We start from the raw sequence: 13,961 nt of genomic DNA on the forward strand, positions 1-13,961 counted from the left end.
GCTGTCAGCGGCATCGACCAGAGTGGACCCCATGTCCTCCACCGCCGCGCCCGCCGACACCCGCGCCGAGGCGCTCGCCGCGCTGCGCGAGCTCGTCGGTCGCGACGACGCCCGGTTCCACGACGGGCAGTTCGAGGCGATCGAGGCGCTCGTCGAGGGCCGTCGCCGCGCGCTCGTCGTGCAGCGCACCGGTTGGGGCAAGTCGGCCGTCTACTTCGTCGCGACGCTGCTGCTCCGCCGCCGGGGCGGCGGCCCGACCGTGCTCGTCTCGCCCCTGCTCGCGCTCATGCGCGACCAGATCGCCGCCGCCGAGCGCGCGGGCGTGCGGGCCGTGGCGATCAATTCCACGAACCCGCACGAATGGGCCGAGGTGCAGCAGCGGCTCGCCGACGACGCGGTCGACGTGCTCCTCGTCTCGCCCGAGCGGCTGAACAATCCGTCCTTCCGCGAGCAGCAGCTCCCCGCGCTCGTGCGACGCATCGGCATGCTCGTGGTCGACGAGGCCCACTGCATCAGCGACTGGGGCCACGACTTCCGGCCCGACTACCGGCGGCTGCGCGACCTCATCGCCGGGATCCCGGCCGGCGTCCCCGTGCTGGCCACTACGGCGACGGCGAACAGCCGGGTCGTGGCGGATGTCGCCGAGCAGCTCGGCCACGGCGACGACGTGCTGACGATCCGCGGCCCGCTCGCGCGCACGTCACTGCGACTCGGGGTGCTGCGGCTGCCCGACGCGCCGACACGGCTCGCCTGGCTGCTGAGCCACCTCGACGACCTGCCCGGCTCGGGCATCATCTACACGCTCACGGTGTCGGCGGCGAACGACACCGCCCGGCTGCTGCGCGAGCGCGGGCACGACGTGCGCGCCTACACGGGCCAGACCGACCCCGACGAGCGCGAGGAATCCGAGGCGCTGCTCAAGCGCAACGAGGTCAAGGCGCTCATCGCCACGAGCGCGCTCGGCATGGGCTTCGACAAACCCGACCTGGGCTTCGTGGTGCACCTCGGCGCCCCGTCCTCGCCGGTCGCGTACTACCAGCAGGTCGGCCGCGCGGGCCGCGCGAGCGACAACGCCGATGTGCTGCTCCTGCCCGGACCGGAGGATCGCGCGATCTGGCACTACTTCGCGACGGCGTCGATGCCCGACGAGGAGCGCGCGCGGCGCGTCATCGACGAACTGTCCGACGTGCCGCTCTCCACGCCCGCGCTCGAGGCCCGCGTCGACATCCGCCGCACGCCCCTCGAACTTCTGCTCAAGGTGCTCGACGTCGACGGCGCGGTGCGCCGCGTGCAGGGCGGCTGGGTCGCGACGGGCGAGCCGTGGAGCTACGACGCCGACCGCTACGGCCGCATCGCCGCCGAGCGCGAGGCCGAGCAGCAGCACATGATCGAGTACGAGACGACCGACGGATGCCGCATGGAGTTCCTGCAGCGCTCGCTCGACGACGACACGGCGAAGCCGTGCGGGCGCTGCGACAACTGCGCGGGCGCGTGGTACCCGACGCGCCTGGCGGCCGGCGCCGCCGATGCGGCCTCCGGCGCGCTCGATCGCGTGGGCGTGCCGATCGAGCCACGTCGGGCCTGGCCGACGGGCGCCGACCGCCTCGGCGTGCCCGTCAAGGGACGCATCGCGCCGGCCGAGCAGGCCGCTGAGGGCCGGGCGCTCGCCCGGCTCACCGACCTCGGGTGGGGCGGCACGCTGCGCGGACTGTTCGCCGCGGGCACGCCCGACGCGCCCGTTCCGCCCCAGGTGCTCGCGGCATGCGTGCGCGTGCTCGCCGACTGGGGCTGGGCCGACCGGCCGGTTGCGGTGGTCGCAATGCCGTCGCGCTCGCACCCGCTCCTGGTCGATTCGCTCGCGCGCGGGCTCGCCGAGATCGGGCGGCTGCCGTATCTCGGCGCCCTCGCCCCGGTCGACGGCGGCCCGTCGGGCGCGCCCGGCGGCAACAGCGCGTTCCGGCTGGCGGGCGTCTGGGACCGGTTCTCCGCCCACGGGATCGACGTGCCGGCGGGCGCGGTGCTGCTCGTCGACGACCTCGCCGACAGCCGCTGGACCCTCACCGTCGCCGCCCGCACGCTGCGGCAGGCGGGCGCGACCGGCGTGCTGCCGTTCGCGCTCGCGCTGCGCGGGTGAGCCTCGCGGTCTCGGCTCAGAACCGGGCGGTCATACGAGCGAGCGTCACCTGCACCTCGCCCGAGACCGCACCGTACCCGCCGAGGACGGTGATCCGACGCGGGCGGAGCCGTGTGATCTCGTCGACGAGGTCCTGGGTGAGTGCGACGCCTGAGGTGAGCAGGACCGGGCCGCCCTCCTTCAGCGCGACGGGCGCTGCCGCGAGTGCGTCGGGGAAGTTCTGCCCGTTGGCCACGTACACGACGTCGGCACCGGACTCGAAGCCCGCCTGGGAGACGGCGAGTGCGGTCGCGTATCGGTCCGCGCCGGCGAGCCGCTCGATCGGAGCATCCGACAACTGCGCGAGTCGGGTCAGCACGGAGGGTGCAACGGAGCCGTCACCACCGAGGACCACGATCTTCGAAGGTTGCAGGCGCCGGATCTCATCCTCCACCGCGCCGGGCATGCGGTCGCGCGTCGTGAGCAGGACCGGTCCCGGTTCCTTCCCTGCCAGCGGTGCGGCAGAGAGTGCATCTGGGAACGCCGCACCGCTTGCCAGGTAGACCACCGCCCCGGCGTCCGCGAACCGCGCCCTGGAGATCTCGACGGCGGTCTCGTATCTCGAGGCGCCCGCACGGCGCTCCACGGGCCCGTCGATCAGATCGTCCACCTGGAGGGCGACTCCCGCGCTCACGGATCCCTCGCCGCCCACGATGAAGACGCGCTCAGGGCCGAGGCGGGCGATCTCGTCGGCCACCTCCGACGGCAGCGAATCGCGTGGCGTGAGAAGGACCGGACCCCCGTCGAGTCCGGCCGCCGGCGCCGCCGCGAGCGCGTCCGGGAAGTCGGCGCCGCTGGCCAGGTACACGGTCGGGACGTCGCCCCAGGGGAACGCCGATTCGGAAACCCCGACCGCGGTGGCGTAGCGGTCCACGCCTCCTCGACGTTCGACGCCCGAGCCCACGCGAGCATCCTCGAGCTCGACGGTCTCTTGTCCGTCCACCGTGATCAGCGTCGCGTCGACGTACCCCGCTGAATCGCGCCACGTCTCCCTCACCCAACCGGTCGGCAGGTGAGCCTGGAAGGAGAGGGCGTAGCTGCCCGCGCGAAGCCCCGCGATCGAGTACCGGCCGTTCGAGGTGTACGAGCCGTGCTCGTATGGCTCCTCGCCTCCGATGCGCACGGCCTCGACATACATGTTCCCGTAGGGCTGGCCTTCTCCCACGGGCTGACCGTCGAAGCCGAGCACCCGACCGGTGATCGTCGAGCCGGTCGACAGCCGTGCGTCGAATCCGGATGCCGCCTGGCCTGTGGTGAGGGAGAAGCGGTCCGCTGCGGAGCCGTCCGCCGCGTCATCCCACCACTCGTCGACGAACACCGCCTGCGGTCCGCTCCACGGTGAGTCGAACTTCAGCGTGTACGTGCCCGCGGGCAGCCCTCCCACCAGGTACTTCCCGTCGCGATCGCTCTTCGCCGAGTACCCGGGCCCACCGTCGCGCCGAGCCCAGATCACCGCGTCCAGGATCGGAGTGCCCGACTCGTCCGTGATCGTTCCGGAGACCGATGCCCCCGGAGTCAGCTGCGCGTGCACGTCACTCCGGGCTGCGCCGTCGGCGAGCGTGATGACGGTGGCCGAATCGCGGTCAGGACGGTCCTGCCACCATTCCGCGACGTAGTTGTACGAGGAGGGCTCCTCCCTCTGCGGCTGGAACAGGAGCTTGTACCCGCCTGCCTCCAGCTCGCCGAACGCGTAGCGTCCGTCCGTGTCGGTGAACACGTGCGCGTCGTAGGAGTACGGCTCACCGGCGGTATTCGCGAGGAAGACCCCCACGCCGCGCAGCGGGGTGCCGTCCGGTGCCGTCACCGTGCCCGAGATCGAGCCGGTGCCGACCGCCGCGGCAGGGGCCGGGTGGAGGGGACCGACGAGCACGGTCACGACGAGGACCGCGATGGACCCCACCGTGGCGCGCACGCGCAGGCCGATAGTGGGACGTCGGGTCATCGGGTCGCTCCTCGCGATCAGGCAGGGTTGCTCCGTCGCCGGGAGCGGCATCGCGACGATTGAATCACATGCCGAGACCATCGTCCGCTTCGCGACCGTCATCCCGCCGCGAACACCGGCCACGCGACTGCAACCCCCTTCATGCGCACGACCCGGAGGGGTAGCGTCGAGTACTCCGAGCGCGCAGCGCGCGTCGGAGGAGGTGGTTCCGGTGAGCGAGGCGTACCGCGACTCGATGCAGCACCTGGCCGGCCTCGAAGACGAAGACGGCGAGCTCACGATCGCCGTGCTCCGGGCCGTTCCCGTGTCGGGCGCCGCCGTGTCCACGCTGGGCGGACTGCTCGGGCAGGAGACCGTGGCCTCGAGCGATGCGATCGCCGCGCGGATCGACGAACTGCAGTTCGACCTCGGCGAGGGCCCCTGCTGCGACGTGGTGGCGAACGGAACGCCGATCTTCGAGCCCGAGATCCAGACGCATCCGCGACATCCGTGGCCGGCGTTCATCGAGGCCATCCGGGACGAACCCGTCGGCGCGCTCTTCGCGTTCCCCCTGTCCGTCGGCACCATGCACCTCGGGGCGCTCGACCTCTACCACGCGCAGCCGTTGAACCTCAGCGACGAGCACGCCCGGCAGGTCGCCGCCATGACCGAGGTCATCAGCCGCTACCTGCTGCGACGGGCCCTGCGGTACGCCGGCGATCTCGAGCCGCCCGAGAACCGCCACGCCCGCAGGATCGTGCACCAGGCCACCGGATTCGTCATCGCGCAACTCGGACTCCCGCCCGAGGACGCCCATCTGCTGATCCAGGGACAGGCGCTGGTCCAGGGCCGGAGCATGGCCGACGTCGCCCGGGACGTCGTCGACCGGAGGCTGACGTTCACGCGCACGCGGGGCCGCATCGAGGAGAAGGCGCCGTGACCGAGGCGACGCGTCAGGAACGCATCCTCGAGGTCTTCGCCGACCTCGCGGACACCCTCGTCGACGACTACGACGTCGTCGAGCTCCTCCAGATGCTCGTCGAGAGCTGCCAAGACCTCCTCGACGTCGAGGCGGCCGGCCTGCTGCTCGCCGACGAGGACGGCGAACTCGAGGTCGTCGCGTCGACCGACGAGGAGAGCCGCCTCGTCGAGACGATCCAGTTGTCGGCGGAGGCCGGACCCTGCATCGACAGCTTCCTCACGGCGTCCGTGGTCAGCGTGCCCGACATCGCATCCGCACCGGATCGGTGGCACCGCTTCAAGGCGGCCGCGCTCGAGGCCGGTTTCGCCTCCTCCTACGCCGTTCCGATGCGCCTGCGGAGCACGACGATCGGTTCGCTCAACCTGCTGCGCACCCGGCCGGGCGAGCTCAATCGTCCCGACCTGCGCGCCGCCCAGGCCCTCGCCGACGTCGCCACGATCGGGATCCTCCACGAGCGGTCGTTCCGGGCGAGCGATCTCACCCGCGAGCAGCTCCAGTCGGCCCTGAACTCGCGAGTCGCGATCGAACAGGCCAAGGGCGTGCTCGCCCACACGCACGACCTCACCACCGACGAGGCCTTCCAGCGGCTGCGCGAGTTCGCGCGGAGCAACCAGCTCCCCCTCGGACTCGTCGCCGAGCGCGTCGTCAGGGGCGAGCTGATCTTCTGACCGCTCGGGGCCTCAGAGGTCGTCGTAAGCGCTCATGAGGTCGACGTGCCCGTCGCCGTCCAGCCGGATCACCGGGCTCCGGCCGAGCGCCGCGACTCGCCGCCGGATGAGCGCGGCCGATGCGGCATCGTCGGGGTCACCCTGGGGATCCGGCACCGCGTCCCACGCCGACTCCGACGCGAGTGCGATGCCGTCGCCGAGCAGCAGCCGGAGTCGACCGAACGTCCCGTCCTCCCGGCGCGTCCTGACGTCCACGACGTCGACGAACGCCCGCTTGGCCAGCTGGAGCGCGTAATCCAGCAGCGCGTCCGCGATCACGTCGGCGACGAGGAACTCTCCACCGGCGTAGACCATTCGCTGGACCATGGGGCACCTCCTCGAACCGTTCGTGTTCGGGTGCCCCGGGGTCCGGGGGGCGCCATGCACCCGATTCTACCGAAGGGTTCCGGAGGGCCGGGGTGCCTTGACTGGCGACGGACCGCCGCTCATCATGCCGGGACGGGCGCCGGCTCCTTCGCCACGAGCGTGAGCACGTCGTACGTCGCCACGATCTCGTCGTCCTGGTTCTTCAGCACCGCGTCCCAGCGCACCTCGCCGTACTCGTCGGTCTCGCGTGGCGAGATCTCCTTGGCGGTGAGCTCCACGCGGATCGAGTCGCCGGGCGACACGGGCGTGATGAAGCGCAGGTTCTCGAGGCCGGAGTTCGCGAGCACCGGGCCCGGCGCGGCATCCACGAACAGTCCCGCGGCCCACGACACGAGCAGGTATCCGTGCGCGACGCGGCCGGGGAAGAACGGGTTCGCCGCCGCGGCCTCCTCGTCCATGTGCGCGTAGAACGTGTCGCCGGTGAAGGCCGCGAAGGTCTCGATGTCCTCGAGCGTCACGGTGCGCGGCTCCGATGCGACCTGGTCGCCGATCCGCAGGTCGGCGAGCGACTTGCGGAACGGGTGCGGCTCGCCGGCCGCCTGGTACGGCCGCGCCTCGGCGCCCGTGTGCCACACGCCCGTGAGCGCCGTGAGCAGTGCGGGCGTGCCCTGCACGGCGGTGCGCTGCATGTGGTGCTTGACCGCACGGATGCCGCCGAGCTCCTCGCCGCCGCCCGCGCGACCGGGACCGCCGTGCACGAGGTGCGGCACGGGCGAGCCGTGGCCGGTCGACGAGCGGGCGTCGTCGCGGTCGAGGAACAGCAGGCGGCCGTTCATCGACGCGATGCCCGTGGCGAGCGCCACCGCGACATCCGGGTCGTGCGTCGCGACGCTCGTGACGAGCGAACCGCCGCCACGCGTGACGAGGTCGATCGCCTGGTCGAGCGAGTCGTAGGAGATGACGGATGCCACGGGGCCGAACGCCTCGACCTCGTGGACCGCCGGCGCGGTGGCATCCGTGAACTTCAGCAGCATGGGCTCGACGAACGCCCCGTCGGCGTCGACGCCCGAGGGCGCCTCGAGGGAGCCGATCACGAGCTCGCCGCCGGCGTCCTGGAGCTTGCGGACCTGGCGCAGCACCTCGTCGCGCTGCCCGGTGGAGGCGAGCGGACCCATGGTGACGCCCTCCGTGCGCGGGTCGCCGATGACGACCCGCTCCGCGAGGCGCTCGCGCACCGCATCGACGAGCGCGTCGACGGATGCCGCGGGCACGATCGCCCGGCGGATCGCGGTGCACTTCTGTCCTGCCTTCGAGGTCATCTCGACGACGAGCTGCTTGACATAGGCGTCGAACTCGGGAGTCCCGGGCGTGGCATCCGTGCCCAGCACCGACGCATTGATCGAGTCGGTCTCGCTCGAGAACCTCACGCCGCCCGTCTGCACCGAGTCGTGCGCTCGCAGGCGCTCGGCGGTCGACGCCGAGCCGGTGAACGCCACGAGGTCGCCGAGGCGCAGGTGGTCGAACAGGTCGGGCACGCTGCCCGAGACGAGCTGCAGCGAACCGGCGGGCAGGAGCCCCGACTCGACGAGGATGCGCACGTACGCCTCGGTGAGGTAGCCGGTGGGCGTCGCGGGCTTCACGACCGTCGGCACGCCCGCGAGGAACGCCGGCGCGAACTTCTCGAGCGAGCCCCACACGGGGAAGTTGAAGGCGTTGATCTGCACGGCGACGCCCGGCAGGCGCGTGTAGACGTGACGGCCGATGAACGAGCCGTCCTTCGACAGCGGCTCGACCGGGCCGTCGACGAGCACCTTCGCGTTGGGCAGCTCGCGGCGACCCTTCGACGAGTAGGTGAACAGCACGCCGATGCCGCCGTCGATGTCGACCCACGAGTCGCGCTGGGTGGCGCCGGTGCGCGCCGAGATCTCGTAGAGCTCGGCCTTGCGCTCGGTGAGCGCGAGCGCCATCTGCTTGAGCAGCACGGCGCGCTGGTGGAAGGTCAGCTCGCCGAGGCTCTTCTGGCCGGCCGTGCGCGCGTGCTCGAGCACGGCGCCCAGGTCGAGGCCCTCGGTCGAGACGCGCGCGACGACCTCGCCGGTCGACGCGTCGCGGACTTCGGCAGCGGATGCCGCGGCGTCGCCGCCGGGCGTCCACCAGGCGTCGCGGACGTAGCTGGGCAGGATGTCGGTCATGGAGTTGTCCTCTCCGCGCATCACTGCGCGTCCCACAGGTGGAAGCCCTCGCCGGTCTTGCGACCGAGCTTGCCCTCGGCGACCATGCGGCGCAGCAGGGCGGGCGGTTCGAATCGGTCGCCGAGCTCGCCCGCGAGGTACTCGGCGATGCCGAGCCGCACGTCGAGTCCGACGAGGTCGGTGAGCTTCAGCGGGCCCACCGGATGCTTGTAGCCGAGCGTCATGGCGGCGTCGATGTCCTCGGCGGAGGCGACGCCGTCCTCGAGCATGCGGATCGCCTCGAGCCCGAGCGCGACGCCCAGCCGGCTCGACGCGAAGCCGGGCGCGTCGTGCACGATGATCGGCGTCTTGCCGATCGCCTGCACCCAGCCGCGGGCCTCCTCGACGAGCACGCCGTCGGTCTGCGTGCCGCGCACCACCTCGACGAGCGCCGACGCGGGCACGGGGTTGAAGAAGTGCAGGCCGAGGAACCGACCCGGCCGGTCGAGGCGACCGGCGAGCTCGTCGATCGAGATCGACGACGTGTTGCTCGCGAGCGCGGCATCCGCTGCCAGCACCGCCTCGACGCGGGTGAGGGCGTCGAGCTTGAGGTCGAGGTCCTCCGGCACCGCCTCGACGACGAGCCCGGCGTCGGCGAACCCGTCGACGTCGGTGGCGACCGCGAACCGTGCGCCGAGCGCGTCGGCGGTCTCGTCGGTCGTGCCGCGGGTGACGGATGCCCCGACCGAGTCGAGCACCCGGCCGCGCGCCGCCTCGGCGGCCTCGTCGTCGCGTTCGACGACCGTCACGTGCGCTCCGGCGAGCAGGAACGCGTGCGCGATGCCCGCGCCCATGCGGCCGCCGCCGAGCACGCCGACGCGCTCGGGCGTGTGGTGTGCGGGCTGAGGAGCGGCCTCCGGCCGCGTCTCGAAGCCGGTCGACTCGCTCACTTCTTCCGCCTCTCCAGGAACTCGGTCATGCGCCGGTGCTTCTCGGGGCTCTCGAAGAGCTCCGCCTGCGCCTCGAGGTCGATGCGCGGGTGGTCGGCCCGCGGGGCGCGCAGCACGCGCTTGGTCGCCATGGTCGCCGCCGGGTCGTTCTTCGCGATCCGGTCGGCGATCACGTGCGCCTCGGCGAGCAGGTCGGCCGCGGGATGCACGCCGGTCACGAGGCCGATCGACAGCGCCTCGGCGGCGTCGACGATGCGGCCCGTGAGCAGCACCTCGGCCGCACGGGCGCTGCCCACGATCTCGGGCAGCCGCCAGGTCGCGCCCGCGGCCGGGATGATGCCGAGGCCGGTCTCGGGGTTGCCGAACCGCGCGTCGGGCGTGGCGATGCGGATGTCGGCGGCGTAGGCGAGTTCGGCGCCGCCGCCGAGCGCCCAGCCCTCGACCGCCGCGATGACGGGCATCGGCAGCTCGTTGACGCGAACGAACGCGTTGGCATTGATGCCCGCGAGCGCGTCGGCCGCACGGCGCTCGCGCAGCTGCGCGATGTCGGCGCCGGACGCGAACACGCCGCCGGAGCCCGTGAGGATCAGGATGCGCGGGTCCGCCTCGAGCTCCTCGCACAGCGCGTGGAGCGCGTCGATCGTGGCCTGGTCGATCGCGTTGCGCTTGTCGGGACGGTTGAGCGTCGCGACGACGCGATCGTCGCGACGCTCGACGAGCAGCGGCGGAGCGACCTCCGGCGCCACCGCGACATCCGGCGCGTTCACGAGACCCCCTCGACGATCAGTGCGCTGCCCTGCCCGACACCCACGCACATCGTCGCGAGCCCGAAGCGCGAGCCCTCGCGCTCCATGCGCCCGAGCAGCGTCACCACGAGACGCGCGCCCGACGAGCCGAGCGGATGCCCCAGCGCGATCGCCCCGCCGTCGGCGTTGACGATCGCGGGGTCGAGGCCGAGCCGGCGCATGCTCGCGAGCGACTGGGTCGCGAACGCCTCGTTGAGCTCGATCGAGCCGAGGTCGCCGACCGAGAGACCGGCGCGGGCGAGCGCCTTCTCGGTCGCCGGCACGGGGCCGAGGCCCATGATCTCGGGTGCGAGGCCGGCGGCCGCACCGACCACCACGCGGGCGCGGGGCGTGAGCCCGTACTTCTCGACCGCGGCGGCACTCGCGACGACGATCGCGCTCGCGCCGTCGTTCAGCGAGCTCGAGTTTCCCGCGGTCACGACCGAACCGCCCTTGACGACCGGGCGCAGCCCCGCGAGCGCCTCGAGCGACGTGTCGCGGCGCGGGCCCTCGTCGACGAGCACCTCGCCGCCCTTCGCAGTGGGCACGCCCACGATCTCGGCCTCGAACCGGCCCGCGTCGATCGCGGCGACGGCGCGCTGCTGGCTCTGCAGGGCGAACGCGTCGGCGTCCTCACGCGTGATGCCGTCGACGCGTGCGACCTCCTCGGCGGTCTCCGGCATCGAGAAGGTCGCCTTGTCGCGCCCGAGCAGCTTCTGGTTCGGGAAACGCCAGCCGATCGACGTGTCGTACGCGTCGCCGGGCTTCGCCCACGGCTTCTCGGGCTTGGCCTGCACCCACGGCGCGCGGGTCATCGACTCCACGCCGCCCGCGATGATCAGGTCGGCATCGCCCGCGCGGATCGCCTGCGCCGCCATCGTGATGGCCGACATGCCCGACGCGCACAACCGATTCACGGTGATGCCCGGAACCGAATCGGGCAGGCCCGCGAGCAGCACCGACATGCGGGCGACGTTGCGGTTGTCCTCGCCCGCCTGGTTGGCGGCGCCGAGGATGACCTCGTCGACGGCGCCCGCCTCGATCGCGGCCGGATCGAGCCCGGCCCGGCGCACGGCCTCGCCGACGACGAGGCTCGCGAGGTCGTCCGGTCGCACGCTCGCGAGCGCTCCCCCGTAGCGACCCACCGGGGTCCGCACTCCGCCGACGAGGTATGCGTCCGCCATGCTGTCTCCTGACCACGTTGTCGGGGATGTCCGTCGCCGCGCGCGGCGAGCGCGGCATCCGCTCTGGCTGCATTCACAACCGACCGTTCAGTCAGTAAGTATGCCGAACGGATGCCGCATCCGCCAGTCGAGCCCCACCGCTCGACCCTCACCCGACTGCGTTTCTCAGGAGCGGCCGCCCCGAGCGCCGCCGTTCTCAGGACGACACGCCGGGCACCGCATCGCCGTGCGGCGTGCCGTCCTGAGAACAGGAGATCAGTCGAGGAGGCGGGCCATCCCTCCTCGGTTTCCTCGGTCGGCGCCGGCTCGATCGGCGCCGCCTCGATCGGTGCCGGCTCGGTCGGTGCCGGCTCGGTCGGTGCCGACGTCTCGGTCGGGCCGAAGAGGACCCCATTCGCCCGATACGCACTCGGAGAACGCGAGCGCCTCCGTGTCGATGTAGAGGTCGCCGTCCGTGACGCAGCGGTCCTGATCGGGAGCGCCGAGTCCGAGTGTCATCCGCGTGCCGGGTTCCCCCTGCATCCCCGGTTCACCCGGTTCCCCCGCTGCCCCCGGTTCACCCTGCGGCCCGGTCTCGCCGGTCAGGTTCGCGGCTGCCGACTCGCGGATGTCTCCGACACGACGAAGGCCCCGACCGTCGGGTCGGGGCCTTCGTCGTGGGGGCGGGCGGATGCCGCGGGCGGCGTGCTACGCGACGCGCTCGCCGTCGACGCCGACGACCTCGATCGGGCCGAGGTCGCTGAGCAGCGCGTCGCCGAGGCGCACGTCCTCGAAGTCGACGTCGATCTCGGCGCGGCCGAGCAGGTCGGCGAGACGACGCTGGCGGTTGCGCGGGACGAGCGTCACGACGCGACCCGCGCGACCGGCACGGCCGGTGCGGCCGGAGCGGTGCAGGTACGTCTTGTACTCGTCGGGCGCGTCGGCCTGGATGACCAGATCGATGTCGTCGACGTGGATGCCGCGGGCGGCGACATCCGTCGCGACGAGCACGTCGACCCGGCCGCTCGTGAGCTGCTGCAGGTTGCGCGTGCGGCGCGACTGGTTGAGGTCGCCGTGCAGGGCGACCGCCAGGATGCCGGCGTCGGCGAGGTGGTCGGTGAGGTCCTCGGCGAACGCGCGCGTGCGCGAGAACACGAGGGTCTTGCCCTCGCGACCGGCGAGCTGGGCGACGATGTCGCGCTTGTCGCGGTTGTCGATGACGAAGACGCGGTGCTCGATCGTGCCCGACGACTGGTCTTCGCCCGCGACCTCGTGCACGGCCGGGTCGACGAGGAACTCGTCGACGAGCGTGGCCACGCCCGAGTCGAGCGTCGCCGAGAACAGCAGCTTCTGGCCGCCCGGGGCGGTGCGGCGGAGGATCCGCTGCACGGGCTCGAGGAAGCCGAGGTCGCACATGTGGTCGGCCTCGTCGAGGATCGTGATCGCGACCTCGCTGAGGTCGAGGCGGCCCTGCTCGATGAGGTCCTCGACGCGACCCGGCGTGCCGATGACGATGTCGACGCCGCGCTGGAGTGCGCCGACCTGACGACCCTGGGGCACGCCGCCGTAGATCTGCGTGGTGAACAGGCCCACGCTCTGCGCGATGGGCTGCACGGTGCGGTCGATCTGCAGCGCGAGCTCGCGCGTCGGGGCGAGGATCAGCGCGCGGGGCTTGCGGCCGAACTGGCGCTTGCCGCCCGCCTTGCCCGTCTCCGCCCAGAGCTTCATGAGCCGCTCGACGGTGGGGGCGCCGAACGCGATGGTCTTGCCCGAGCCGGTGCGGCCGCGGCCGAGCACGTCGCGACCCTCGAGCACGACCGGGATGGTCGCGGCCTGGATCGGGAACGGCGACTCGGCGCCGAGCTCCTTCAGCGCACGGACGATGTTGCCGCCGAGTCCGAGGTCGGCGAAGCCGACGCCGTCGACCTCCTCGGCCTGGATCGCCTCGGCTTCGAGCCGCTCGAGCACGACGTCGTCGGCCGGCGCGAAGCGCTCGGCGCGGTCGCCGGTCGGGTAGAAGGAGGACGGGCGGCGCTCGGAGTCGCGGAAGCCGGGACGGTCGAACTCGCGGTCGCGGCGCGGGGCGCGGTCGTCACGGTCGAACCGACGCGGGGCGCGGTCGTCACGGTCGAACCGACGCGGGGCGCGGTCGTCACGGTCGAACCGACGCGGCGCACGGTCGTCACGGTCGAACCGACGCGGCGCACGGTCGTCGCGGTCTCGAGACGCGCCGCTCCGCGGCGCTCCTCGACCCGCAGTCGCACGGTCGTCACGGTCGAACCGACGCGGCGCACGCTCGTCACGGTCGAACCGACGCGGCGCACGGTCGTCACGGTCTCGAGACGCGCCGCTCCGCGGCGCTCCTCGACCCGCAGTCGCACGCTCGTCGCGGCCGGGCCGCTCGGTGCGGTGCGGCGTGCGTCCGGACTCGACGCGCTCCTCGCGGCTCCACCGCGCCTTGCGGGGCGCGACGGCCTCGTCGGCGCGGTAGCCGCGGTGGCCGGGGCTGCGCGAGCCGGGCTTGTGCGAACTCGAACCGCCGGAGCGGCCGCCCTTCGCGTACGAGGGGTCGAAGTTCTTGGCGGGTCGTCCGCCGGCTGGCTTCTTGTTCTTCGGCATGGGTGCTTCCTGGGTTGTACTCGTGTACATGGCAGGCAGGCCGCGCGAGCGCGCAGCCTGCCTGAGAACCCGGGCAGTCGTCGACCGGGGCCGTTCACATACGTGTGACTTTCCACGACGGGACCGACGTGGAACCGGCCCTCAGGACTCACAAACCCATCCG

At 72.6% G+C, this 13,961-nt stretch carries 10 protein-coding genes; 3 read left to right on the forward strand and 7 right to left on the reverse strand.

Annotation, left to right across the window (positions count from 1 at the left end):
- Positions 1-31 precede the first annotated feature (31 nt).
- A complete protein-coding gene (locus ACULK4_RS15705) occupies positions 32-2,134 on the forward strand; it encodes a RecQ family ATP-dependent DNA helicase (RefSeq protein ID WP_445966520.1) in 2,103 nt (700 codons plus the stop codon).
- 16 nt (positions 2,135-2,150) lie between these two features.
- On the opposite strand, the gene ACULK4_RS15710 is transcribed toward ACULK4_RS15705, so the two are convergent.
- Positions 2,151-4,217, reverse strand: coding sequence for a cell wall-binding repeat-containing protein (locus ACULK4_RS15710; RefSeq protein WP_501043325.1), 2,067 nt, complete (start codon positions 4,215-4,217; stop codon positions 2,151-2,153).
- Positions 4,218-4,326: 109 nt separating this feature from the next.
- On the opposite strand from ACULK4_RS15710, the gene ACULK4_RS15715 reads away from it, so the two are divergent.
- A complete protein-coding gene (locus tag ACULK4_RS15715) occupies positions 4,327-5,034 on the forward strand; it encodes a GAF and ANTAR domain-containing protein (RefSeq protein ID WP_445966522.1) in 708 nt (235 codons plus the stop codon).
- The gene (locus ACULK4_RS15720; RefSeq protein ID WP_445966523.1) at positions 5,031-5,744 is read left to right on the forward strand and encodes an ANTAR domain-containing protein; all 714 of its coding nucleotides are present in this window, start codon (positions 5,031-5,033) and stop codon (positions 5,742-5,744) included. Before ACULK4_RS15715 ends, ACULK4_RS15720 begins: the two co-directional genes overlap by 4 nt.
- 12 nt (positions 5,745-5,756) lie before the next feature.
- On the opposite strand, the gene ACULK4_RS15725 is transcribed toward ACULK4_RS15720, so the two are convergent.
- The 6 genes from ACULK4_RS15725 to ACULK4_RS15750 form a co-directional block, all read right to left on the reverse strand.
- Complete coding sequence (locus ACULK4_RS15725) at positions 5,757-6,110, reverse strand: hypothetical protein (protein WP_445966524.1); 354 nt, start codon at positions 6,108-6,110, stop codon at positions 5,757-5,759.
- Between the two features lie 122 nt (positions 6,111-6,232).
- Positions 6,233-8,302 carry a phenylacetic acid degradation bifunctional protein PaaZ gene (gene paaZ / locus ACULK4_RS15730; RefSeq protein WP_445966525.1) on the reverse strand — a complete coding sequence of 690 codons (2,070 nt, stop codon included), beginning with the start codon at positions 8,300-8,302 and terminating at the stop codon, positions 6,233-6,235.
- Positions 8,303-8,322: 20 nt separating this feature from the next.
- Entirely contained in the window at positions 8,323-9,135 is an 813-nt protein-coding gene (locus tag ACULK4_RS15735) for a 3-hydroxyacyl-CoA dehydrogenase NAD-binding domain-containing protein (protein WP_501043391.1), read from the reverse strand.
- A gap of 92 nt (positions 9,136-9,227) precedes the next feature.
- Positions 9,228-9,998 (reverse strand): enoyl-CoA hydratase/isomerase family protein, encoded by a 771-nt coding sequence (locus ACULK4_RS15740; protein ID WP_445966526.1) that lies wholly within the window; start codon positions 9,996-9,998, stop codon positions 9,228-9,230.
- Positions 9,995-11,200 (reverse strand): thiolase family protein, encoded by a 1,206-nt coding sequence (locus ACULK4_RS15745; RefSeq protein ID WP_445966527.1) that lies wholly within the window; start codon positions 11,198-11,200, stop codon positions 9,995-9,997. The genes ACULK4_RS15740 and ACULK4_RS15745 overlap by 4 nt, the downstream gene beginning before the upstream one ends.
- 687 nt (positions 11,201-11,887) lie before the next feature.
- Positions 11,888-13,798: a DEAD/DEAH box helicase gene (locus ACULK4_RS15750; RefSeq protein WP_501043326.1), complete on the reverse strand. Its 1,911-nt coding sequence runs from the start codon at positions 13,796-13,798 to the stop codon at positions 11,888-11,890.
- Positions 13,799-13,961 lie beyond the last annotated feature (163 nt).

This window comes from Agromyces selenitireducens (assembly GCF_052748465.2).